Here is a 23478-nt window from a genome sequence, read left to right as displayed (position 1 = left end):
AGGAACGGCATGACTTTGCGCTTCATCTCAAGTTGTCTGCTGGCGCTTTGCCTGGCCACGGCGGCAAGCGGTGCGGCGAACGCCGATGCCGACGACGCTTCGCTGCGTGTTCGAGCGGAGCAGAAGGCCGCGGCGTTGGTGGGCCAGCTGACGCTGGATGAAAAAGTGGAGCAGTTGCTCAACACCGCGCCAGCCATTCCGCGCTTGGGCGCTCCCGCCTACAACTGGTGGACCGAATCGTTGCATGGCGCGCTTGGTCCCGTGCCGACCACGAATTTCCCGGAACCGATCGGACTCGCTGCGTCGTTCGACGAGGCGCTGCTGCAAGAAGTGGCCGGCGCCATCAGCGTGGAAGTGCGAGCGCTGCACGCATTGGGCCGCAAGACGGGACGGCTGGGCCGCATTGGCACCGGGCTGAATACCTGGTCACCCAACATCAACATTTTCCGCGATCCGCGCTGGGGACGAGGACAGGAAACCTACGGTGAGGATCCATTTCTGACCGCGCGCTTGGGTGTTGCGTACGTGCGCGGGATGCAAGGTCCCGATCCCGATCGGCCCGACGTGATCGCCTCGCCCAAACACTTCGCCGTTCACAGCGGCCCCGAGTCGACGCGACATCACGCCAATGTGTTCGTCTCGCCGCACGACCTCGAAGATACCTACCTGCCCGCATTTCGTGCGGCGATTGTCGAAGGGCGGGCGGGTTCGATCATGTGCGCCTACAACCGCGTCAACGGCGAACCTGCGTGTGTGAGCAATGAATTGTTACGAGCGCGCCTACGCGACGCGTGGAAGTTCAACGGCTACGTGGTCTCGGACTGCGACGCCGTGCAAGACATCTCCGAGAAGCACGGATTCGCGCCAGATGCAGTAACTGCCGTGGCCGCCGCGCTCAAGGCAGGCGTCGACAACGAGTGCACCAATGCCACGTTGTTCGATCTCGACGGTCTGGGCAACCGCTACAAGCAAGCCTACGAGCGCGGCTTGATCAGCATGCGAGACATCGATCAGGCGCTGATCCGATTGTTCTCGGCTCGCTATCTCAATGGCGATCTGCCCGGACTCGCCGGACGCCCGGCGATCAATACTCCGCCTGCGCCGGTCACGACGCCCGAGCGGGATGCACTCGCATTGAAAGCCGCCGAGAAGACGCTCGTGCTGCTCAAGAACGACGGCGTGTTGCCATTGAAGGGCAGCGAACGGATCGCGGTGATCGGCCCGCACGCCGACGCGACGCGGGTGTTGCGAGGAAACTATTCCTCGGCGCTGTCGAGTCCTCCGATTTCTCTCGTCGACGGATTGCGCCGGGCGATGCCACGCGCCGTCGTGACGCATGTGCCTTGGTCGCCTGCCATCACCGATGGCGACCCGATCCCAACGTCGGCGTTGCGCTCGCCCAGCGGAGAGCCGGGTCTGTTGGCTGAGTACTACGACGCCGACGAGCGTTTGCCGAAGCGCTACGCGACGCACGCGGAATATGCGGAGCGCGCCGGCAAAGTCAAATTCAAGAGCAAACCGACGGTGTCTCGGGTCGAGCCGGGCATCGCCATGCGCGGCAACGAGCACGCGCAACTATCCGACTACTACCGCGTCGTGTGGACGGGTTTTGTAGTGCCGCCCGAGAGCGGAACGTATCGCATCGGTCTGAGCGGTCCGAATGCGGAGCTCATGCTGGACGGCAAGCTGATTGCCCAGCATCGCCATCAGCCGTGGGGTACGCGCTCGGAGATGTCGACGCTCGAATTACAGAAAGGGCGGCGCTATCCGATTCGGGTCACCGCGGAGGCGTTGTTGCTGGCCGGCATTGAAGTGTTGTGGAAACGTGTTTCGACCCAACCCGAAGCCGACCTGCGCGCCGCCGCGGCACAAGCGGATGTGATCGTCGCCGCCGTCGGCCTGAACTCCAATCTCGAAGGCGAAGAGATGAAAGTCGAGCTGGAGGGCTTCTTCGGTGGCGACAAGACTTCGATCGATCTGCCCGCCGATCAGCGCCGGCTGCTCGAGCAGGCCAAGGCGACGGGCAAACCGCTGATCGTGGTGCTCATGAATGGCAGCACGCTCGATGTTTCCTGGAAGCAGGCACATGCGTCGGGACTCATTGAAGCCTGGTACGCAGGACAGGCAGGCGGGCTGGCCATCGGCAACGTGATCGCTGGCAAGACCAACCCGGCCGGACGACTGCCGCTTACGTTCTACCGCAGCGTCGAGGATCTGCCGCCGTTCGAGGATTACTCGATGCAAGGGCGCACCTATCGTTACTTCGAAGGCGCGCCGGTTTATCCGTTCGGCTTTGGCTTGAGCTACTCGAGCTTCGAATACGGCGCTCTGAGCGTGCAACCGATCGACGGCGCGGCCGAAAACGGGCTGCGTGTCACAACCACGATTCGAAACACCAGCAGCCGCGTGGGCGAAGAGGTTGCTCAGCTGTATCTGGATCCCCCGTCGTTCGAAGGCGCACCGCGGCTCGCACTGCGAGGCTTTCAACGTCTGCAGCTGCGTCCAGGCGAGCAGCGATCCGTCACGTTCGAGCTCTCGCGGCGCGATCTGAGTTTCGTGACTCGCGACGGCCAGCGCCAGATTTTCTCGGGCGAACACACTGTGAGCGTGGGATCGGGGCAGCCGGGCACCGGTGTGCCAGTGCAGTCCGGTGTTTTCACGATGACGCGAGTCACTCCGCTGGCGCCGTGAGCGGACCGCTTCGCAAGTAACAAAGGAACGATAGGACGTTGCAATGAAATTCATGTTTTCAGTTCGAGCGCTGCTGATCGGTTTGACGGCGTGTGTCGGTGTGGCCCAGGGCGAGCCGGTCGCAGTGAAGATCGACGCGGACAAGCCGGGCGCCAAGATCGATCGACACCTCTTTGGTCAGTTCGCAGAGCATCTGGGACGAGGCGTGTACGAGGGAGTCTGGGTCGGACCGGACTCGCCGATTCCGAATACACGAGGCATCCGTAACGACGTGGTGGCGGCGCTGAAAGAGCTGCGCGTGCCCAACGTGCGCTGGCCGGGTGGTTGCTTCGCCGACGAGTATCACTGGCGCAACGGCATCGGTCCGCAAGCGGAGCGGCCCGCGACCCTCAATCCCAACTGGGGCGGCGTCATCGAGCCGAATACCTTCGGCACCCACGAGTTCATGGACTTCGTGCAACAGATCGGCGCCGAGGCGTACATCTCGGTCAATGTCGGCTCCGGCACGCCGCACGAGGCGGCCGACTGGTTCGAATACATGACGACCGATCAGCCCACGACGCTGGCGAAGCAACGCGCGGCGAACGGACATCCCGAACCGTACGGCATCTCGTTCATGGGCATCGGCAATGAGAGCTGGGGCTGCGGCGGCTCGATGACCCCAGAACAATATGTGAGCCAGCTGCGCATCTATGCCCGCTACACGCGCAATTACAACGCCAAACATCCGACGCTGAAGATTGCCGTCGGGCCGGATACTGCGGACACCGGCTACACCGAAGCGGTGATGAAAGCCTGGAAGGAGCGCAACTGGAGCTGGGACATCGATGGGCTCTCGTTGCACTACTACACGGTCGGCGGCGGCTGGCCGCCGAAGTTCGACGCCACCGGCTTCGGTCCGAAAGAGTACGCAGCGCTGGTCAAGCACACCTTGCGAATGAACGAGTTGCTGAACACTCACGTCGCGATCATGGACCGGTACGACCCGGAGAAGAAGATCGCGCTGGTCGTCGACGAATGGGGCTCCTGGCTCGCGCCGACGCCCGGCAGCAAGGAAGGATTTCTCGAGCAGCAGAACAGCATTCGCGACGCAGTCATCGCTGCGCTCAACATCAACATGTTCGCTCGAAAGGCGGATCGAGTGCGCATCGCGAACATCGCGCAAATGGTGAACGTGCTGCAGGCCATGATCCTGACCGAGCGGGACAAGCTGGTGCTGACCCCCACGTATCACGTGTTCCACATGTATGTGCCTTTTCAGGACGCGACGTTTCTACCGGTGACGTTCGACGCAGGCAGTTACGTCAACGGCGACATCACCTTACCGCAGCTCGATGCCATCGCCGCCAAGGGCAAGGATGGCAAGACCTGGCTGGCGCTGACCAATGTGGATCCTTCCGCTCCTGCGCAGGTGGAGTTGACCTCGCGCGCCAAGCGCGCCGTGGGAAGAGTTCTTTCGGCGCCGAAGGTCGACAGCGTGAACACGTTCGACGCTCCCAATGCGGTCGCACCGAAGTCACTCGAAGCGAAGGCGCGCGCCGGCAAGATCAATTTGAAGTTGCCGCCGCATTCTGTGGCCGTCGTTGCATTGGAGGAATGAGGCGTTACGGGCGTTGCGCGGGCTCGAGGGACCATGAGCGTCATGATCAGCAACAACGATCGGGCCGAAACGCGAGCCGCATCGCTGAGTGGCAGCATCGCGCGCGACGTAGCTGTAACCATCCTTTCAGGCGACGTGAAGCCTGGCCAGCTCCTGGAAGGAGAGGTGGATGCGTGCTTGCGTCTGCGGGTGTCGCGAACGGCGTATCGGGAAGCAATGCGCATCCTGGTGGCGAAAGGTTTGGTGGAGAGTCGTCGCAGGGCCGGCACCAAGGTGACGTCGGCCGAGCTATGGCACTGGTTGGACCCGGATGTCGTGGGCTGGCTGCTCGGTGTTCAGCGTGGACGACAGGTGTTGCCCTCGATCTACGAATTGCGCAGGGCGATCGAGCCCAGCGCCGCGGCCTTGGCCGCTGAGCGACGCACGGAGCCGCAGCAGCAGGCGATGCGCGCGGCATTGGTAGACATCTATCGGCTTCCTGCTGGGGCAGCCCGGATGTCACAACGTGAGTTTCGTGCGGTGATGTTCGAGTCGGCCGGCAATTGTTTCTTTTCGGCCATGGGCCGAATCATCGACCAGGCGCTCGCCGGGGCAACCGGTCAGCGCGCGCCGCGGCCGACGCACTCGCGGGCGATTGCTGCCAAGTATTCAGAGCTTTTCGCTGCGATCTCGGCGACCGATGTCACCGCTGCGCGCACTGCGATGAGCGAAGTGATCGATCTGGAGATATAGACCGCGATCGAGCGGAGTCGGGCCCTGAGAAACTAAAATCCACGAGAAGAGACCATGTCAAAAAATTTTCGCAAGGACGGCCTCGGTTCATTGATGAAAAGCAGGTCGGGAGGCTTTCGGACGTTGGCGGCCTTCGGGTTGCTGATGCCACTGTCGGTGCAGGCTCAAGTGTCGCCCTCGGATGAGAAGAAGGAGGGCTCGGGCCTCGAGGAGGTGCTCGTCACGGGCACCCGCATCATGTCGACGGGTTACAACGCGCCGACGCCCACCTCGGTGATCAGCGCTGAGCAGCTCACCGCGAACGCCCAGCCCAACATTTTCACCACCGTCGCGCAGTTGCCGTCGCTGCAAGGCTCCACCGGTACGCAGACCAACACCTTCAGCACCTCCAGCGGACAGCAAGGCCTGAGCTCGTTTTCGCTACGTGGCTTGGGTCCGATCCGCACCCTGACGCTGCTCGATGGTCAGCGTGTCGTCGGCGCGAACGTCACGGGCGTGCCCGACGTGAGTTTGTTTCCTCAGCTGCTGATCGAACGCGTCGACGTGGTCAACGGCGGCGCATCGTCTTCCTACGGTTCCGACGCCGTGGGCGGCGTGGTCAACTTTGTCACGAACACGCGCTTCGAAGGCTTCAAGGGGAATGTTCAAGGCGGCATCACCAACTACGACGACAACGAGACCGTCGTCGCTCAGTTCGCCGCCGGCAGCAGCTTCCTCGACGGTCGCCTGCATGCGGTGGGCAGCGTCGAATATCACGACGAAGCAGGTGTGGGCCCGGGTCCTTACGGCGTCGGGCTTGCGGGCGGTCGCGACTGGTTCACGCAGCGAACCCTCGTCAATCGCAACGTGACGAATGATGGATCGCCGCAATACGTCGTGATCGATTACGCCCAGCCTTACAACTACACCAAGTACGGCCTGATCACCTCCGGGCCGCTGCAGGGATGGGCGTTCGACGAAGCCGGCAACCCATTTCAGTTCCAGTACGGCTCCAACGGCGTGCCCGATCGCAACGCGGCCGGCACTGTCAGTGGCTGCCTTCCGGGCTTCTGCGTCGGCGGCGATCTGTCCGGCAATGTCGACTCCGGCCGCACCTTGCAGTCCGATCTGGAGCGCATCAACGGCTACGGCCGACTGGGATTCGACTTCGCGGATGACGACGAAGTGTACGTCACGGTCAACCTGGCCCAGGTGCAGACTCACAATCAGCCCATCAACGGCATGAACCGGCCGAATCTCACCATCCAGTGCGATAACGCCTTCCTGCCGGCGTCGATCCGGGCGATGTGCGCGGCGCCCAACGGCAACCCTGCCGACGCCATCACCAGCTTCCAATACGGAACCAGCAACGCCATCCTGCCGAGCACGCAGGTGTACACCGATCGCCGTCAGTATCGTTTCGTGCTGGGCGCGCTCGGTGGCATGTCCGTGCTGGGCAAGAACTGGAACTACAACGGTTATTACGAGCACGGCGTCAACTTCTCGGACGTCGACGTCAAGAGCATCATGCTGTCGCGACGTTTCAACCAGGCGATCAACGCGATCACGTTGGACGGCAATATCGTTTGCGCCGATCCCGTGGCGCGGGCGAACGGCTGCGTGCCCATCAACATCTTCGGCGGCATGCGGCCTTCGGACGCGGCGTTCAACTACATCATGCCGGCGAAGGGTCCGTATCAGCGCACGCGACAGAATCAGGACGTCGCCAGCTTCAACATCTCCGGTGAGCCGGTCGACCTGTGGGCCGGGCCGCTGGCGATTGCATTGGGCGTCGAGTATCGAAAGGAAGAATACCGCGTTCGCGCCGATGCCTATGGCAACGGCATCCTGCCTCAAGCGGGTATCGAAGGAACGCCATACAACGATGACTATCCGGCCGATCCCGTGCTGCTGGACACCGGCAACAACTGGTATGCGGGCAACTACAAGAACGGCGAGGGCGAGTACAGCGTCAAGGAAGCCTATCTGGAGTTCGACCTGCCGCTGTTCGATACAGAGAGCGTCGGTCGAGCGAACCTCAATGCCGCCTCACGCGTGACCGATTACAGCACCTCTGGAACGATCGACGTTTGGAAGATCGGCGGCACCTGGGATACTCCGCTGGATGGTCTGCGCCTGCGCGCCACCACGTCGCGCGATGCGCGTGCGCCCAATCTTTCGGAGCTGTTCGCGGCGCCGGTCACGACCACGCTGCCGAACTTCCTGGACCCGTTCCGCAACGTCAACGTGCTCGCGATCCAGAACCAGGTCGGCAATCCCGCGCTCACGCCGGAGATCGCCCGCAATACGTCATTCGGTGTGGTGTTATCCGAGCCCGCCTGGCTGCCGAACTTCAGCGTGTCGGTGGACTATTACAAGATCAAGATCGACGACGTGATCTCGAGCCTGAGCGCCAATGACATCGTCAACTTCTGTTTCCGGGGTGTTCTGCCCACCTGTAACGCGTTCAACCTGAACAATCCGAACGGACCGAACTTCATCAACGTGCAGTCGTTCAACTTCGCTTCCATCGAAACTTCCGGGTTCGATATCGAGGCGAGCTATCGGTGGCCGCAGTTGTTCGGTTTGCCCGGTACGTTCACGGTGCGCGGCCTGGCGACGCACATCCGCGAATACATCAGCGACAATGGCCTGCCGGGCACCATCCCGGTGGACACCGCCGGTGTCAACATCGACACCAAGGCGGATTGGAAAGTGCTGGCCATCCAGAGCTACGACACCGACAAGTTCTCGTTCCAGATCCAGGAACGGTGGATCAGCGACGGCGTGTTGGGCAACCAGTACATCGAATGTCAGCCCGGCACCTGCCCGATCTCGACCGTCAATCGACCGACCATCAACAACAATCACGTGGATGGGGCTTTCTACCTGGATATCGGCGGATCGTACGAGATGTTGCCGGGCACGGTTGCCTACTTCAAAGTCGACAACGTGCTCGATGAGCACCCGGCGCGTGTAACGATCTTCAGCAACCCGGCGCTCTATGATGCGCTCGGCCGTGTGTATCGCCTCGGCGTGCGTTTCGAGCTTTGATGTGATCGCGAAGGCGACCCGAGGATTCGGGTCGCCTTTTTTCATGGCTCGGCAAGTTCGGAACCCAGGTGCACCATGACTCTCTCGCTACGTCACTTTCTGCCCGCGGCTGTTGCAGGGCTGCTGCACACCACAGCAGCGTTCGCGACCAATCCGCTGATCATGGATCAGTTCACCGCCGACCCGACGGCGCGCGTGTTCGAGGGCAAGGTCTACGTCTATCCTTCGCACGACATCAAGGCGCCGCCAGGCTACAAAGGCAAGCCGAACTGGTTTGTCATGGAGGATTATCACGTCTTCTCTTCGGAGAATCTGACGGACTGGAAAGATCACGGCGTGATCGTGAAGCAGACGGAAGTGGAGTGGGCCGATCCCGGCGCTTACGCCATGTGGGCGCCGGACGCCGTCTTCAAAGACGGCAAGTATTATTTTTATTTTCCGGCGATCGCGAAGAGCGGCGGGTTCCGCATCGGCGTGGCGATCGCGGACAAGCCCTACGGACCGTTCAAACCCATGCCCACTTACATCGAGGGCGTGCAAGGCATCGATCCGGCCGTGCTCATCGACAAGGACGGCAGCGCCTATCTGTACTATTCCCTGGACAAGATCCTGGTCGCCAGGTTGAAGCCGAACATGCTGGAGATCGAGGGTGAGCCGGCGGTGTTCGACGAACTGCCCAAGAAGGGATTGCAGGAAGGGCCCTTCGTATTCGAACGCAACGGCATCTACTATCTCACCTATCCGCACGTCGCGAACAAGACCGAGCGCCTCGAGTATGCGATGAGCACCTCGCCCATGGGGCCGTTCAAACATGCCGGCGTGATTCTGGACGAAGCGCAGAGCGGTTGCTGGACCGTGCACCACTCCATCCTCGACTACCGGGGGCAGTGGTATCTGTTCTATCACGACAAGGATCTTTCTCCCTCGTTCGACAAGAACCGCGCGATCCGGGCCGACAAGTTGTTCTTCAACGCCGACGGCACGATCCAGAAAGTCACTCCCACCTTGCGCGGTGTCGGCCTGGTGAATGCGAGCAGCGAGATCCAGATCGACCGCTACAGTGCGACCAGCGGGGCAGGGGTCGCGATTTCATTCCTGGACGAAGCAAATCCGCACGCGGGCTGGAGAACCACCTTCAGTGCCGACCAGGCATGGGTGAGATTCGACGAAGTCGACTTCGGCGCGGGTGCTCAGGCATCGATCGAGGTGCGCGTGAAGGCGCCCGCCACGGGGGCGCTCGAACTGCGTTTGGATAAACCAGACGGACCCATGATCGGCCGAGTCGACATCGATCGGGGAACAGCCGATTGGAAGATTGCCAGTGCCGCTGCGAAGGCCATTCCGGCCGGCGTGCACGATCTGTTCGTGACCAGTGCCGGGCCCGAACCCGTCGAAGTGGATTGGGTCAGGATCCGTTGAGAGCAAACAGGCGCCCCTTCAGATAGGGGCGCCCGAGGCAAGGCCGTTCAGCGGCCCAGATAGTTCATCAGCCAGTTCATCGCCGGACGGCGCGTGCCGTTGCTGTAGATCAAGCCGCTGCCAGTGACCCATGTGCTGTCAACGACATATCCCCACAACGTGATGCCCGCCACGGACGGATGGTTGTAGAACAGCGGGAACTGCGTCTGCATGATCTGCAACTGTTCCTGATCGTTGGTCCTGGCGACATCGTACTCCGAGATGTAGATCGGCAGGCCGAGCGCGGCCACCTGGTTCAACTTGTTCTGGATGCTGCTCAGGGACTGGCCCTCCAGGCCGTGGGCCTGCGCGCCCAAGGCGTCGACCACGCCGGCATTGACGGCTGGCGTCGCCATTTGGATGAACGCTTCGGTGTCCCAGCTCAGCACGTTGTAGTCGTTGAGAATCAGGATGGCATTGGGGCAGTACTGTCGCGCCAGCTGGAAGGAGCGAATGATCCAGTTGCTGCCGAACGCGTTCTGCGCATAGGTCGCCGGCGCGTGGCCCGGCGTTGCTTCGTTGACCACGTCGATCATCGCGGTATTCGGATAGCGCGCGCAGTAGTCGCGAATCCATTCCTCGATTTCCGCCGCCTGCTCCGATGCGCTCAGCGAGTTGATCCAGCTCGGCGCCTGATTGCCCCAGACGAAGGTGTGCTGCTTGAACGGGATGTTGTTCGCCATCGCATAGTTATAAGCCTGGTCCAGCCCGCTCCAGTTGTACACGTCCCGCGTTGCTTCGACCGTGCCCCACTTGCCTTCGTTCTCAGGCGTGAGCTGGTCCCAATACTGGGTGAAATCGTTGCGAACGGCGCCATTGGTGGTGATGTTGCCCACGAACATGGCCGGAATGGGACCGGGACCGCCACCGCTGACTGTGCCGAACGCGATCGCGCCGTTACAGTGCAGCCATTCGCTGAAGCCGCCGCCGCCGCAACTGCCATTGGTGTAGAAGCCGGTGTTGGAGCTTTGCGCCTCCGCCTGCCGCGTCTGGCCGTTGACGACGATATAGTCCACCTGCACGTCGCGGTTGCTGCCATCGTCGTTGGTGAATGCCACCGTGATCGCGCCCGTGAGGCTCGTCGACGCAGTGTAGTCCTGATAGCTCGTCGTCAGGGTCCAGGTCGCCACGTTTGTGTTGTCGACACGTAAGCTCAAAGACTCACTGCCGCTAGTGCCTCGCGCGCGAACCGAAATGCTGTTCGCCGAGCTCGAGATGGGTCCATACGCGATGGCGCCATTGCAATGCATCCACTCGCTATTGGAGCCACTTCCGCAACTGCCGTTAGCCCAGACACCGGTGTTGGAACTCTGGTTTTCCGATTGGCGGATACTGCCATTGACGGTGATGTAGTCCACTTGCACGTCGCGACCGCTGGCATCGTTCGTGAAGGCCACCGTGATGTTGCCGGTGAGGTTCGTCGTGGCGGTGTAGTCCTGGTAGCCCGTCGTCAAGGTCCAGGTCGCCACGTTGGTGCTATCGACACGTAGCGAGATGGACTCGCTGCCCGCTGTGCCGCGGGCGCGGACTACGATCGTGGAGTTGCTTTGTGCTTGAGCGAGCGTGAAGTACGCCGTTCCGAGCAGGGTGACAAGCGTCATTGCTGCGACAGCCAGGAACCTCGTGGGAGCTGCAGTCCGTTTCCAGTCCCCGGCGTTGATGCTTCCATGTGCCATTTCATGATCCCCCTTTGGTTGCAGAAGTTACCGCTAACAAAAATCGACTGTGGAGCACCTCCGTTGATTTTTCTGCGTTGAAAGTTGAGCAGGAGAAGGGCTGGGACCACTGCCGGCCGCCGCCGCCCAGGCTTCAACATACCCGGAAGGACATCGCTGTCAATGCCGAATTTCGGCCGGAACAGGCTGCGGACAAGTCATATATTTGGTGGTATTTCCTGCTGTCGCGGAGCGCGGTCGTCCGCTTGGATCGAGGCGGGAGTTCGACCCGTCAGGGGTTGGCGCCGCGCTCGTGGGGCGGCCATTTTCGGCTGACGATGTCACGTCCTGCGGCAACCAGTTGGTCCATGCCGGCCAATAGAGATTTCAACGCGGGTGACTTGTTGTCCTTGCGATATCCCGCGGCGAGATCGATCGTCGGCGCCTTTCCTTTCAAAGGGCGACTCACGACCGACCATGGCAGGACGCGAAGCACATAAGCGGGCAGCAGCGTGACACCGCGAGTGGAAGCGACTAGAGATATGCCCGTGGTGAAGTTGTCGAGAAAGTGCGTGGGTGGTATCACCTTGATGCCTTGCTTTTTGAAGTAGCGATCCACCACATCGCGTAGTACGTGCGGAATGTCCGAGTAGCCGATGAAGTCCTCGCGCTGCAGATCACGTGGATCGATCTCGGATCGAGTCGCCAATCGGTGATCGCTCGGCAGGATGACAGCGATGGGTTCCTGTGCAACGACGCTGTAGGTCACGTCGGGGCGGGGCTCGACGCGGCAGAACCCCACGTCGATGTCGCCACGTTGAACCGCGTCGGCGATATCGGGCGAGAAGTCGCTGGTCACTTTGAGATCGATGTTCTTGAGCTCATCACGCAGCACTGCCGTGACATGAGGCAGCCAGTCGACTTCCTGGCCGGTCAAGAAGCCAGCTGAGAAACTTTGTTTGCCAGGGCGTGCAACCCTGCGTGCGGCAGCGATCGCCTCGGCCGCCTGGCTCAATGCCAGCCGCGCATGATCGAGGAACGCTCGACCCGCCGGCGTGAGCTCGATACCGCGCGCGTGACGGACGAACAGCGCCGCGCCCACTTCGTGTTCCAGATCCCGCAATTGCCGACTCAAGGAGGGCTGGGCGGTGAACAGCCGTTTCTCCGCGGCTACGGTCAGGCTGCCCTCTTCAGCGACCGCCACGAAGTACTTGAGATGCCTGAGCTCCATCGTTGATCCATGCCTGAGAGGTATCGCTGGCGACGATACAAAGTCTTTCTCCCGGCTGCAACGCCGGTCTACATTGGCCCCCGTGGATCGAGGAGATGCTCGACGGATATGGCAGGTCAGGGGAGGAGAGATGACTCGTTTGAGAGGAAAAACGGCCCTTGTGACCAATGCCTCGCGAGCACCGGGCAAAGCCGCGGCCATCGCACTGGCGGATGCCGGCGCCCGTGTACTCATCCACGACCTGCATTCAACCGCCAACGTCGCGCGTATCGTCGAAGCAATCGTTTCGGCTGGCGGCATTGCCCGCGCGGCCGTGGCGGATGTGGCGACTGCCGATGGCGCGAATCAGCTGGCTCGAGTTGTCCGCGCAGTGATCGGCGACCGCCTGGACATCCTGGTCGTCGACGCCGATGCCGTGGAGTCCGGCGCTGCGCTTCCATTGATCGAGCTGCTGCTGCCCATTCTGAATAGCGGCTCCAGTGCGATCGTCCTCGAGCTTCAGTCATGAACCAACTCTTGCTCGACACAGCGCGGCGTTTCTCGGAGTCGCACGCCGACGCGTCCGGCATCGCGGTGACGCCGATCGTCGGTCTGCGCGTCGTTCGTCTCACACGTCCGCGCGCATTCCTGCCGGAAAGCGACCGACCGATGATTTGCCTCGTTTTGCAGGGACGGATGAAAGTTTCGATTGGAACAAGAGCCATCGAAGCTGGCGCAGGTGAGTCAGTGCTGTTCACCTCGGACGTTCCCAGCGTGACCGAAGTATGTCAGGCCAGTCTCCTCGAGCCCTACATCGCGCTGCTCATCGAGCTGGACGCCGCCGTGATCACCAGCCTCGTTTCGGAAATCCATGCGGTGACCACCGAAGGCAGCCCATGGCGGACCGAAAATACGGATGCAGACGTGGCATCGGTCGCGCTGCGCCTGATGAACCTGCTCAGGCATCCCGAATCGATGTCCCTGCTGATCCAGCCTTTGTTTCGCGAACTGCATTACTGGCTGCTTACTGGCAAGCATGGTGCCGCCATCAAGGGTTTGAGCAAGCAGGACTCGGCTGCGCAGCGCGTCGCGCGCGCCATCGCGTTGATCAGAGCGGAGTTTGCCAAGTCACTGCCCATCGATCGGCTGGCCAGCAGGGTTGGCATGAGCGCGTCCGCTTTTCACCACCATTTTCGCGCCGTCACCGCCATGACGCCGCTGCAGTTTCAAAAACGACTGCGGCTCATCGAATCGCGACGTCTGATGCTGTCAGAAGGCCGAAGCGCGAGCAGCGCCGCATTCACCGTCGGCTATCAGAGCGTCTCCCAATTCAATCGAGACTACCGTCGCATGTTCGGGCTGCCTCCGGTGCGCGAGACCGTGCAAGCTCGGAAGGCGGCAGAGCCAACACTGCGCGACTCGCGACGGTCGCGAGGAGATGCCCTCGCGACCGCTGCTGGCTGACCACGCTAGATGGCCTGGCCGCCGGAGACTTCGATCCGTTGAGCCGTGATCCAGCGATTGTCCTCGCTCAGCAGACTCGCGATCATCGGGCCGATGTCATCGGGCACGCCCACGCGACCGAGCGCAATCATGCTGGCAAACTCCTTGTTCAGATCCGGCATGTCGCGAACGGCGCCGCCCAGGAAGTCGGTCGCGATCGCACCAGGCGCCACGGTGTTCACGGTGATGCCGCGAGCGCCCAGCTCCTTTGCCATATAAATGCTCAAGATCTCGACTGCGCCTTTCGCCGCGGAGTACACCGAGAATCCCGGATACGACACGCGAGTCAGACCGGAGGAGAGATTGACGATGCGGCCGCCGTCGGCGAGCACCGGCAAGAGCTTCTGCGTCAGAAAGAAGACGCCCTTGAAGTGCACGTTGACCAGCTTGTCGAACTGAGCCTCGGTGGTTTCCATGATCGAAGCCATTTCGCCGTGGCCCGCGTTGTTGACCAGGTGATCGAAGGTGTCGCGCTGCCAGGTGTCGCGCAGCGTGGTTCGCAGACGCGTGACGAAATCGTCGAACTTCGACACGTCACTGGCGTCGAGTTGCAGCGCCACCGCCTTGGCGCCCAATGCGTTGATCTCGGCAACAACGGCGTCTGCTTCAGCCTTGCGGCTGTGGTAGGTGACAACGACGCCGCCGCCTTTGCGCGCGATGCTGAGGGCCGTATTGCGGCCGAGGCCGCGGCTGCTGCCGGTGACGAGAGTGATCTTGCTCATGTGAGGACTCCAATGTTTGTTTCGGGACGGGGGCAGTATCGGCGCCGCGCTGGAGTCTGGGTTGTCAAAACCTACAAGTTGGTTGTCTGTTTCTACGACGGCGTTTTCAGATTCGAGCGCCGCACTCCTGGAAAAAATGCGCTCATGGGTGCTCGAGAGCCGGGTTATCAAAACCTCTCGGATGTTTGCCCGATCCTACGTCGAACGTTCATGGCGCGAGCCGGCGGCGGTACCATGCTGCAACGATGAACGTCATGCTGCTGAACGCCGTTCGCCGCCACGCCGAGGCAAATGCCGACGAGCGCGGCATCGCTCGCTCGCCGATTCCCGACTTGAGTGTGGTTCGGGCGACCAGACCTTCGGGCCTCGACTACGCAATATCGCGACCGCTCGTTTGTCTCGTCCTGCAGGGGTCGAAGCTGGTCACGACGGGCAGTGGTACGCTGCTCTTCAAGGCGGGAGACTCGTTATTGATCACCGCGGATGTGCCGATAGTGAGCCAGGTCACGCAAGCCAGTCCCTCCGAGCCCTACCTGTCTTTGATTCTCGACATCGACGTGCCACTGGTCTCGGACCTGGCGATGAACATGAAGTCCATTCCGCCCGCTCATGGCGCCCATGTCCGTATGGAGCAGACGGATGAGGAGGTCGCAGAAGCGGCCTTGCGCCTGATGAGACTGATCGAGCGGCCCAGCGCATTGCCCATTCTCAAAGCGCAGTTGCTGCGCGAAATGCACTACTGGTTGTTGGCAGGGCGGCATGGACCGGTCATGCGCCAGCTCGGCTTCCCGGACGGTCATCTGCAGCGCGTGGCGCGTGCGATCGCGGTGTTACGCGCCGAATACGCGAGCTCACTGCGCGTCGAGCGGCTGGCTGCTGCGGCCGGAATGAGCCCATCGTCGTTCTATCAGCATTTCCGCGCCGTGACCTCGCTATCGCCATTGCAATTCCAGAAACAGTTGCGATTGATCGAGGCGCGACGGCTGCTGCTGGCCGATGGCATGTCGGCTCGTAGCGCCGCGTTTGCCGTTGGCTACGAAAGCGTGCCGCAGTTCACGCGCGAGTACCACAGAATGTTTGGTCGTTCACCCGTCAAGGATATTGCGAATCTCAAGCTCGCGGGCAACGCCGCTGCATGAGGACGCGGGATGCCCGCTCGCAGTATCTGGCAAAGTTTGACTCACATCGGGCAACTAACAAGCGTCTCCTCGGAACACACTGGCCACGTCGAATCGCCGACCCAACTGTCCGAAACAAGGAGACGTCACATGAGCAACATTCTGATCGTTCTTTCCGCGGCCCCGATCTGGACGCGCGCCGATGGCAGCCAGTATCAGAGCGGTGTCTGGGCCGAAGAGTTCGTCGTGATGGACGAGGCGTTCATCGGGGAATGCAACGTCGACATCGCGACGCCCGGCGGCGTTGCGCCGACCATCGATCCTCACAGCATGGATCCCGCAGTGGTGGGGCAGGCGAACGTCGATCATTATCGCGCGTACCTCGAGAAGAACAGGGCTCGGCTCGAGAAACCGCTGGTGCTCGCAGCGGTCGATACAAGTCGCTACGACGCGATTGCCATCCCAGGCGGACATGGTCCCGTCGAAGATCTCTACAAAGATCCGGACATGGGCCGCGTTCTGGTCGAGGCGGAGCGTCAGGGCAAGATCATCGCGCCCGTGTGTCACGGCCAGGCGGCGCTGTTGGCCGCGAAGGATGCGAGCGGCAAGTGGTTGTTCGAGGGCCGCCGCATGACCTCTTTCAGCGACGAAGAAGAAGTCGAACTGGGTACGGCGGACAACGCTCCGTGGCTGCTGGCGGACACGCTGCGAAAGATGGGCGCACGCTATGAGAAGGGTCCGAACTGGGGCGTCTTCATCGTCAGGGATCGCAATCTCATCAGTGGTCAGAATCCCGCTTCGACGGCCGCGTTGGCCGCCGCGGTACTCGAAGCGCTGAGATGAGTTGTGAGCTTCGGCCCGGCCTGCGCCACAGGTCGGGCGGAGCCCGCTATCGATCAGAGCCTGCCGTCGCTTTGCGCCGTTCGGAACAACGCGGCCAGCCAGTCGACGAACACTCTTACTCGTCCTGCGAGGTGACGATTGTGCGGATAGAGCACGGAGACGGGCATTTTCGGCGGCGGATAATCCTCAAGGATCGAGACGAGCTGACCCGATCTTATCTGGTGCTGCACTCGGTATCGCGGCACCTGAATCAGCCCCAGGCCGGCGACGCCGGAAGCGGTATAGATTTCTGCGCCTTTGACGAGAACGTCATGGGGAAGCGTAAATTCGCGCACCTCGCCGTCGATGGTGAAATCCAGCGCATAGGGCTGGCCGGTATGTGACGCGGCATAGCCCACCATACGATGTTTGAACAGGTCGTCGGGCGATTCGGGCACGCCGTGCCGTTGCAGATAGCCCGGGCTGGCTAACGTCAACTGCTCAGAGGCAGCCACCTGTCTGCCGACCAGCGAGGAGTCGCTGAGACTGCCCGCTCGCAGCACGCAGTCGACACCTTCCGTGACGAGATCGACCATGCGATCGCTCTCGCGCAGATGCAGTGAGATACCTGGATAGCGTGCGCGGAACTCAGGCAATGCGGGAATGACAAAGAATCGCGCAAGCGTGCCCTGCATGTCCGCGCACACCGGGCCCGTCGGCTCGGTTTCGTGAAAGACGGTCTCGAGCTGATCAAGGTCGGCGAGCAGCTGCGTACAACGACTGTAGTACCGCATGCCGTCGTCCGTTGGCCGGACGGCGCGCGTGGTGCGTTCGAGCAAGCGCACCCCGAGGTGCGTTTCGAGTTCCTGAATGACGCGCGTCGCGCTGGCGCGCGGCATCTGCAGATCCCTGGCCGCATCCGAAAAGCTGGCCCGCTCCACGATCCTGACGAACAGGCGAATGACATCGATTCGATCCATGTCGCAGCTACCGAGCGAGGCCGGCGGCGCCGGCTTCGATTGTTGTTCTGCATGGAATTCTGTTGTTTGGCATTCCAGGTTTCCCGCCAGCAAGCCGAGCTCTATCCTGAAGTCACATCCCGGTGAGTCGAGGAGACCGAGTTGCTCGATACAAAGCAAGCCAGGGCGTCGCAACGGCCGTTGCTGGTCGCTGCGCTCGACCGATTCTATGCACGATCTGGAACACTCGCTTACGTCCTGCTTCGTGTGGCATTCGGCCTCACCATTGTAACCCACGGCATCCCGAAGTTGACCGGCCGCGCCCACGGCTCGATGGCCGATCCATTGCAGGGCTCGACTCATCTGATCGCGAACGTTCTGCACCTGCCTTTCGCGCCCGAGCTTGCGATGTTCGTGGCGCTGCTCGAGACCTTCGGCGGGCTCGCGGTGGCAATCGGCCTCGCAACGCGGCTATTCGCGTCGCTGTTGGCGATCCAGATGGTCTTTATCTGCATTGCGCTCGGTCCGACCTACCCATGGATCGATCGTGGCATCGAATATCCCATCATGCTCGGCTTCGTCGCACTGTTGATTGCCACGCACGGAGCGGTCGCCTGTGCAATCGACCATCGAATCGGGCGTAAGCTCTAACACTTGGAGGCAACCATCCTCATGTCCGAACAGCGACACCAGGGCGTTGTCACATTCACCCGCCGAGAGGTGCTCGAGGCTGGAGCGGTCGCCTCGTTCGCCGGAGTGACGTCATCGAGCGCCGCGGACGCGGCAGCCCCGGCGCGCCAGGCGGAGCACGGAATAACACAGCGTCTCAGCACACGTATCAATGGGACAGCGATGGCGCTCGAGATCGATGCCCGTGCTTCGCTGCTCGATATGCTGCGCGAACGCCTCGGCATGATGGGGACCAAGAAGGGCTGCGATCACGGTCAATGCGGGGCGTGCACAGTCCACGTCGACGGCCGCCGGGTGGCCTCGTGTCTGACACTCGCAGCGAAGGTCGACGGGCGCGAGGTCACCACGATCGAAGGGATCTCCGACGGGAAAACCCTGCATCCGATGCAACAGGCCTTCATCGATCACGACGCACTTCAATGTGGCTATTGCACGCCGGGACAGATCATGGCCGCGATCGCGTGCGTACGTGAAGGACACGCGTCCTCACGCGAGCAGATTCGCGAATACATGAGCGGCAACATCTGCCGCTGCGGCGCTTATATCGGAATCGTAAACGCGATCGAGCAGGCAGCCAGGCAAACGGAGCGAACCTGACTCATGCGTCCGGTAAGATACATCCGCGCTCGTACGGTGCTCGAAGCGGTCGACGCCTTTGCACAGGCGCGCGGGAATGCAAGATACATCGCGGGTGGCACCACTCTTTACGATCTGATGAAGCTCGGGATCGAGCGCCCGACCTGTCTCATCGACATCGCTACGCTCGAGGGCGCCGATCGCATCGACACAGAGGGCGACCGGCTGTTCTTTGGCGCTGGCGCGTTGATGGCGGACGTAGCTGAGACCAGATCGATTGTTCGAGATTATCCGCTGCTTGCGCAGAGTCTTTGGAAAGCGGCTTCGCAACAGTTGCGCAATATGGCCACCGTCGGCGGCAACCTGCTGCAGCGGACACGCTGCCCGTATTTCCGGAACGGCGCGGCCGGCGTCTATCCCTGCAACAAGCGCGATCCGGGCTCGGGATGTGCGGCCATCGGAGGTCTCGATCGCTCACAGGCAGTGCTGGGTGTCAGCGATGCATGCAACGCCGTGTCTCCAGGCGACTGGCCTGTGGCGCTGACTGCGATGAACGCTCGGATCGAGCTTGTCGGGCTGGATGGCGCGCGCACTGTTTCGATCGACGATTTCTACCAGCTACCCGGGTCGACTCCGCACATCGAGTTCGCCATGGCGCCGGGTGAGATCGTCACAGGCATCACGATTCCAAAGACCGATGCTGGTCGCCGCTCCACGTATCACAAGATCCGCGACCGCGAGTCCTATGCCTTCGCGCTCGCGTCCGCTGCAGTCGCTCTATCGATGGACGGAGATGAGGTGCGTCAGGCGCACGTCGCTCTCGGCGGCGTCGCGACTCGGCCTTGGCGCGCCAGTGAAACCGAGGCGCTTTTGCAAGGCCAGACTTTGACCTACGAGCGTGCGCTCGACGCAGCCAGAGCTTCATTCAACGGAGCACGGCCGGGTGCTCATAACAAGTTCAAGATCGAGCTGGGCGCGCGCACCGTCGCCGACGCCATCATGATCGCAGCCAGAGGAACGAACCATGTCGCTTGAGCGCAATCCTGATCGCCCGCGGATCGACGCGCGTGAGAAGGTGCTGGGGAAACCTTTGTTCGCCGCGGATCGGGAAGTGCCGGGCGTGCTGCACGCGATGACCGTTCCGGCTGCGATCGCCAAGGGCGAGATCGAGGCGATCGATATCGAGCAGGCAATGCGGGTTGCTGGCGTCGTTCGCATCTTCACTTATCTCGATTTCCAGGACATCCGGGAGACGCCCGCGACGCGCGGCGGTGGTGGAAATGTGCCGGGCTATCAGCCGATGAAACGAGCTTCAGTGCGCCATCGCGGCGAACCGGTTGCGCTAGTGGTCGCCGAAACCTTGGAAGCCGCGATCGAAGCCGCCGAAGCAGTCAAACCGCGTTACCGTGCGGCTGCATTCTCGGCCTGGCATGACCAAGCCGGCGCCGAGCGCGAGCCGCTCCAGGTGGATCGGGAAGCGGGCGACGCGCCAGGCGCTCTGGCCGCCGCCGCCAGAACAATCGATGTCACCTATCTGCATCCGCAGCAGCACCACAATCCCATCGAGATGATCTCGACTACGGTGAGCTTCGAGAGCGGTCGGATGCTGGTGATGGAAGGCACCCAGAATGCGGCCGCGTTCAAATTCGGTCTGGCCGGCATGCTGGGTCAGGATCCGAACATGCTGGATGCCAGCAGCCCGTATGTGGGCGGCGGATTTGGCCAGAAAAACAACTTGCAGGAACAGACTGCACTGGTGGCCCGGGCTGCGCTGTTGCTGCGGCGACCGGTCAAGCTGGTGATGCCGCGCAGTCAGCTGTTTCATACGGCCACCTATCGCCCGTTCAGCAGCCACCGGATCCGAATCGGAGCGAGCGTGCAAGGCAAACTCGAAGCGGTCCTCTACGATGTCGAACAGCAGAACAGCCGGTTCGATCAATTCGAAGCCGCCCATGGTCAGCACGTGAGCCGCATGTACGCGACATCGAACTGGCGCTCGACCAATCGCAGGGTACGAGTCGATGTTCAATCGCCGGGGCACCAGCGCGCGCCGCACGAGCATCCTTCCAGTTACGCCACCGAATGCGCCTATGACGAACTGGCTCATGCACTCGGCATCGATCCGTTGCAGCTTCGCCTGCTGAATGACGCCGATCTGGATCCGATCACAGGCAAGCCGTTTTCCTCTCGCAGACTGGTCGAGTGCCTGCGGCGTGGAGCCGAGCTGTTCGATTGGGGGCGCCGGCAACACGCAACTCGCTCGATGCGCACGGCGGATGGACAACTGCTTGGCTTGGGTGTGGCGGCCGGAGCTTATAAGGCCGCGGTGTCACCGGCGCTGGCTCGTTTGCGAATTCGCGCGGACGGGAGCACGCACTTGTCGATCACCGGGCAGGAGATGGGGCAGGGGATGCGCAGCGTCGTCGCTGCCGAAGTGATCAATGTATTGAATGTCGATCCGAATCGCTTGACGATTGATATGGGCGAGACCGCGGCCGCGCCTCAGCATCTCACGGCAGGGTCCTGGGGCTGCGCCAGTGCAGCTCCGGCGGCTCGCGCAGTTGCCCTTCGCATGCGAGAGCGCCTTGCCGAACTGGTTGGCATCGAGCAAGCGAACGGCAACGTGCATGAGGCGCTCGCCAGGGTTCGGCGTACGTCACTCGAAGTGGAAGTTGCACATCTTGGACCTGGTCAGCCCAAGACGGTGCTCGATCGAATGAGCCGCGGGTTGCCGGCTGCAGCCGGGCCCGAATATGAGCGCTTCACCGCTTTCAGCTGGATCGCACATTTCGCCGAGGTTCACGTTGAGCCGACGACGTGTCGCATTCGGGTTCCGCGCGTCGTCAGCGTGGTCGATTGCGGAAGAGTCATGAATCATCGAACCGCCACGAGTCAGGTCAGGGGCGGGGTCGTCTGGGCTTTCGGCGCAGCGCTGCGTGAGATCGCAGAGGTCGATCCGCGTTACGGTCGCGTGCTGAACAACGACCTGGCCGACTATGTCGTTCCCGTGAACGCCGATATCGGCGACATCGAGGTGGAATTGCTCGATGAGCCGGATACCCAGCTCAACATTTCGGGCGCGAAGGGCGTCGGCGAGGTCGCGATGGTCGGCGCCACCGCCGCGATCGTGAACGCCGTGCATCACGCCACCGGCAAGCGGGTTCGTCACCTGCCGATCCGCATCGAAGATCTGCTCGAGGCGTCCGCCGAGGGCCAACCGTACCTGCACGAATCGCTTGCGCTCGCCAAACGATTGCGCGACCAGCAGCCCGCAGCTCGAAGCGAGGCCATGCTACGCAAGCTGATCGTAGGACTCGCGGCGGGCACGCCGCCCTATGATGACATGAGTCCCGAGCTTGCCGAGCTCACGCGCCAGCAGCTCCACTTTCTGCAGAAGGATCTGGCATCGCTCGGAGCCGTTCGATCGGTCACGTTCAAAGAAGTCAGCGCCTCGGGCATGGATGTTTATGAGGTCGAGTTCGAGAAGGAGCGTCGGATCGCGGAAGTCCGACTGCGCGCCGACGGGCGAGTCGACGCTGCCTGGATCAACCTGTAGATGCGGGCAGCAGTCTCATGTCACTGCGGGTTTCAGCTCTTCCGTGCACCATTGGCGGAATGTTGTGGGAGTGCTGTTCTCTGGAGTGCGCTTGACCGCATTGTCGAGCCCTTCGTTTTTGGCGCGCGCCATGTCTGTCATGGCCTGCGCCATGGCTTCCGACATGCCGCGCTGAATGGCGCCGGCCCGGTATGCCTCCAACGAGACTTGCTCGAACCGTACCGGCTTGCCAAGCACTTCGGACATGATGCGCGCCATATCCTCGAAGGATAGATCCTCAGGGCCGAGGACCGGCACTTCGCCGCGGCCTTGCCAGGATCGATCGATCAGCAGTCTTGCCGCGACGGAAGCGATGTCGCGCGCCGCGCAACTCGGTAGTTTACGGTCGCCGTCGATGGGCGAGCGGAATACGCCCTGATGTTTGATCGGCTCTGACTGGCGCAGCAGGTTGTCCATGAATGAGGGCATGGTGAGCGCTCGCAGGTTCACGCCGGTGCTTGCGATGAGATCGTCCATCGCGAGCGATGCTGTAACGTACCCGGCATTCGCTGCCATGGGAGTGCCACGACCCAACGCGGAGATACTGACGACTCGGCGCACGCCATGTTTGCTGATCGCCTCGCATGCGGCGCGCGTGAAGTCCACGTAGGCGGCCATCACGCTTTGCGCTCGCGGATCGGGCGGGCACAGCCAGAATACGGAGTCCGCACCCTTAAATGCCCCGTCGACGCTACTGAAGTCGCTGTGCGAACCTTCAACCACCTCAACGTGCGGGCGTGCACGATCTGGCAAGCGGGATGCGTCGCGCACGATCACGCGCACGCGGGCGCCGCTGGTCAGCATATGATCGAGGACTCGGCGGCCAATGTTTCCTGTGGCAGCGGTAACTACGACCACACCCGCAGTAGCCGCGTCACTAGCCGCCACAAGTTGCGAAGCACCTGCCGTCATCAGCATGCCGGCGCCGAGCGCGATCTTGCCGAGAGCGCGGCGTCGGTCCATGTCTTCGATCGTTCGTGGCTCGAAGTCTCGTGTGACTCCATGCTGTTTCGTTCCCGGCATCTCGACCTCGATGTTCATGGCGGCTGATCAACACTGGCGCCGGGGGGATTCGTGGCCGGCGCAGCTAAGGTAGGTCGTTGTGGAACCCGGA

General features: G+C 62.0%; 18 protein-coding genes. 13 read left to right on the top strand and 5 right to left on the bottom strand.

Features of this window, described 5'->3' with window-relative positions:
- The first annotated feature begins 9 nt into the window (after positions 1-9).
- The 5 genes from JM946_RS18055 (at position 10) to JM946_RS18035 (ending at position 9475) form a co-directional block, all read left to right on the top strand.
- Entirely contained in the window at positions 10-2691 is a 2682-nt protein-coding gene (locus JM946_RS18055; protein WP_203168749.1) for a glycoside hydrolase family 3 C-terminal domain-containing protein, read from the top strand.
- Between the two features lie 52 nt (positions 2692-2743).
- Positions 2744-4291 carry an alpha-N-arabinofuranosidase gene (locus tag JM946_RS18050; protein WP_407700578.1) on the top strand — a complete coding sequence of 516 codons (1548 nt, stop codon included), beginning with the start codon at positions 2744-2746 and terminating at the stop codon, positions 4289-4291.
- Between the two features lie 33 nt (positions 4292-4324).
- Entirely contained in the window at positions 4325-5023 is a 699-nt protein-coding gene (locus JM946_RS18045; protein ID WP_203168747.1) for a FadR/GntR family transcriptional regulator, read from the top strand.
- Positions 5024-5167: 144 nt separating this feature from the next.
- Complete coding sequence (locus JM946_RS18040; RefSeq protein WP_407700577.1) at positions 5168-8056, top strand: TonB-dependent receptor plug domain-containing protein; 2889 nt, start codon at positions 5168-5170, stop codon at positions 8054-8056.
- Between the two features lie 75 nt (positions 8057-8131).
- Positions 8132-9475: a family 43 glycosylhydrolase gene (locus tag JM946_RS18035; RefSeq protein WP_203168745.1), complete on the top strand. Its 1344-nt coding sequence runs from the start codon at positions 8132-8134 to the stop codon at positions 9473-9475.
- Between the two features lie 47 nt (positions 9476-9522).
- Here the strand turns inward: JM946_RS18035 and JM946_RS18030 are convergent, their stop codons facing one another.
- Entirely contained in the window at positions 9523-11115 is a 1593-nt protein-coding gene (locus tag JM946_RS18030; protein WP_203168744.1) for an endo-1,4-beta-xylanase, read from the bottom strand.
- A gap of 346 nt (positions 11116-11461) precedes the next feature.
- Complete coding sequence (locus JM946_RS18025; RefSeq protein WP_203168743.1) at positions 11462-12400, bottom strand: LysR family transcriptional regulator; 939 nt, start codon at positions 12398-12400, stop codon at positions 11462-11464.
- 130 nt (positions 12401-12530) lie between these two features.
- On the opposite strand from JM946_RS18025, the gene JM946_RS18020 reads away from it, so the two are divergent.
- The gene (locus JM946_RS18020) at positions 12531-12908 is read left to right on the top strand and encodes an SDR family NAD(P)-dependent oxidoreductase (RefSeq protein WP_203168742.1); all 378 of its coding nucleotides are present in this window, start codon (positions 12531-12533) and stop codon (positions 12906-12908) included.
- A complete protein-coding gene (locus JM946_RS18015) occupies positions 12905-13843 on the top strand; it encodes an AraC family transcriptional regulator (RefSeq protein WP_203168741.1) in 939 nt (312 codons plus the stop codon). Before JM946_RS18020 ends, JM946_RS18015 begins: the two co-directional genes overlap by 4 nt.
- A gap of 5 nt (positions 13844-13848) precedes the next feature.
- Here JM946_RS18015 and JM946_RS18010 read toward each other — a convergent pair whose 3' ends face one another.
- A complete protein-coding gene (locus tag JM946_RS18010; RefSeq protein ID WP_203168740.1) occupies positions 13849-14604 on the bottom strand; it encodes an SDR family oxidoreductase in 756 nt (251 codons plus the stop codon).
- Positions 14605-14849: 245 nt separating this feature from the next.
- Between JM946_RS18010 and JM946_RS18005 the strand changes: the two genes are divergently transcribed.
- Together JM946_RS18005 and JM946_RS18000 are read left to right on the top strand one after the other, a co-directional pair.
- The gene (locus JM946_RS18005) at positions 14850-15743 is read left to right on the top strand and encodes an AraC family transcriptional regulator N-terminal domain-containing protein (protein WP_407700573.1); all 894 of its coding nucleotides are present in this window, start codon (positions 14850-14852) and stop codon (positions 15741-15743) included.
- A gap of 129 nt (positions 15744-15872) precedes the next feature.
- On the top strand, positions 15873-16565 hold the full coding sequence (locus tag JM946_RS18000; RefSeq protein WP_203168738.1) for a type 1 glutamine amidotransferase domain-containing protein: 693 nt from the start codon (positions 15873-15875) through the stop codon (positions 16563-16565).
- 53 nt (positions 16566-16618) lie between these two features.
- Here the strand turns inward: JM946_RS18000 and JM946_RS17995 are convergent, their stop codons facing one another.
- Entirely contained in the window at positions 16619-17524 is a 906-nt protein-coding gene (locus JM946_RS17995) for a LysR family transcriptional regulator (RefSeq protein WP_203168737.1), read from the bottom strand.
- A gap of 141 nt (positions 17525-17665) precedes the next feature.
- Between JM946_RS17995 and JM946_RS17990 the strand changes: the two genes are divergently transcribed.
- From JM946_RS17990 to JM946_RS17975, 4 genes are read left to right on the top strand one after another with little or no spacing between them, the layout of a single operon-like run.
- A complete protein-coding gene (locus JM946_RS17990; protein WP_203168736.1) occupies positions 17666-18154 on the top strand; it encodes a DoxX family protein in 489 nt (162 codons plus the stop codon).
- Between the two features lie 21 nt (positions 18155-18175).
- A complete protein-coding gene (locus JM946_RS17985) occupies positions 18176-18790 on the top strand; it encodes a (2Fe-2S)-binding protein (RefSeq protein WP_203168735.1) in 615 nt (204 codons plus the stop codon).
- Between the two features lie 3 nt (positions 18791-18793).
- On the top strand, positions 18794-19804 hold the full coding sequence (locus tag JM946_RS17980) for an FAD binding domain-containing protein (RefSeq protein WP_203168734.1): 1011 nt from the start codon (positions 18794-18796) through the stop codon (positions 19802-19804).
- Positions 19794-22325, top strand: coding sequence for a xanthine dehydrogenase family protein molybdopterin-binding subunit (locus JM946_RS17975; protein WP_203168733.1), 2532 nt, complete (start codon positions 19794-19796; stop codon positions 22323-22325). Before JM946_RS17980 ends, JM946_RS17975 begins: the two co-directional genes overlap by 11 nt.
- Before the next feature lie 15 nt (positions 22326-22340).
- Here the strand turns inward: JM946_RS17975 and JM946_RS17970 are convergent, their stop codons facing one another.
- A complete protein-coding gene (locus JM946_RS17970) occupies positions 22341-23222 on the bottom strand; it encodes an NmrA family NAD(P)-binding protein (RefSeq protein WP_407700576.1) in 882 nt (293 codons plus the stop codon).
- Between the last annotated feature and the right edge of the window lie 256 nt (positions 23223-23478).

The organism is Steroidobacter gossypii (assembly GCF_016801985.1).
Classification (GTDB): domain Bacteria; phylum Pseudomonadota; class Gammaproteobacteria; order Steroidobacterales; family Steroidobacteraceae; genus Steroidobacter; species Steroidobacter gossypii.
The sequence above is the reverse complement of the archived record's forward strand: the minus strand, read 5'-3'. Positions and strand labels throughout refer to the sequence as shown.

Coding starts and splice junctions, on each gene's coding strand:
- JM946_RS18055 (WP_203168749.1), top strand. CDS start 10: ATGACTTTGCGCTTCATCTCAAGTTGTCTGCTGGCGCTTTGCCTGGCC.
- JM946_RS18050 (WP_407700578.1), top strand. CDS start 2,744: ATGTTTTCAGTTCGAGCGCTGCTGATCGGTTTGACGGCGTGTGTCGGT.
- JM946_RS18045 (WP_203168747.1), top strand. CDS start 4,325: ATGAGCGTCATGATCAGCAACAACGATCGGGCCGAAACGCGAGCCGCA.
- JM946_RS18040 (WP_407700577.1), top strand. CDS start 5,168: ATGCCACTGTCGGTGCAGGCTCAAGTGTCGCCCTCGGATGAGAAGAAG.
- JM946_RS18035 (WP_203168745.1), top strand. CDS start 8,132: ATGACTCTCTCGCTACGTCACTTTCTGCCCGCGGCTGTTGCAGGGCTG.
- JM946_RS18030 (WP_203168744.1), bottom strand. CDS start 11,115: ATGACGCTTGTCACCCTGCTCGGAACGGCGTACTTCACGCTCGCTCAA.
- JM946_RS18025 (WP_203168743.1), bottom strand. CDS start 12,400: ATGGAGCTCAGGCATCTCAAGTACTTCGTGGCGGTCGCTGAAGAGGGC.
- JM946_RS18020 (WP_203168742.1), top strand. CDS start 12,531: ATGACTCGTTTGAGAGGAAAAACGGCCCTTGTGACCAATGCCTCGCGA.
- JM946_RS18015 (WP_203168741.1), top strand. CDS start 12,905: ATGAACCAACTCTTGCTCGACACAGCGCGGCGTTTCTCGGAGTCGCAC.
- JM946_RS18010 (WP_203168740.1), bottom strand. CDS start 14,604: ATGAGCAAGATCACTCTCGTCACCGGCAGCAGCCGCGGCCTCGGCCGC.
- JM946_RS18005 (WP_407700573.1), top strand. CDS start 14,850: ATGAACGTCATGCTGCTGAACGCCGTTCGCCGCCACGCCGAGGCAAAT.
- JM946_RS18000 (WP_203168738.1), top strand. CDS start 15,873: ATGAGCAACATTCTGATCGTTCTTTCCGCGGCCCCGATCTGGACGCGC.
- JM946_RS17995 (WP_203168737.1), bottom strand. CDS start 17,524: ATGGATCGAATCGATGTCATTCGCCTGTTCGTCAGGATCGTGGAGCGG.
- JM946_RS17985 (WP_203168735.1), top strand. CDS start 18,176: ATGTCCGAACAGCGACACCAGGGCGTTGTCACATTCACCCGCCGAGAG.
- JM946_RS17980 (WP_203168734.1), top strand. CDS start 18,794: ATGCGTCCGGTAAGATACATCCGCGCTCGTACGGTGCTCGAAGCGGTC.
- JM946_RS17975 (WP_203168733.1), top strand. CDS start 19,794: ATGTCGCTTGAGCGCAATCCTGATCGCCCGCGGATCGACGCGCGTGAG.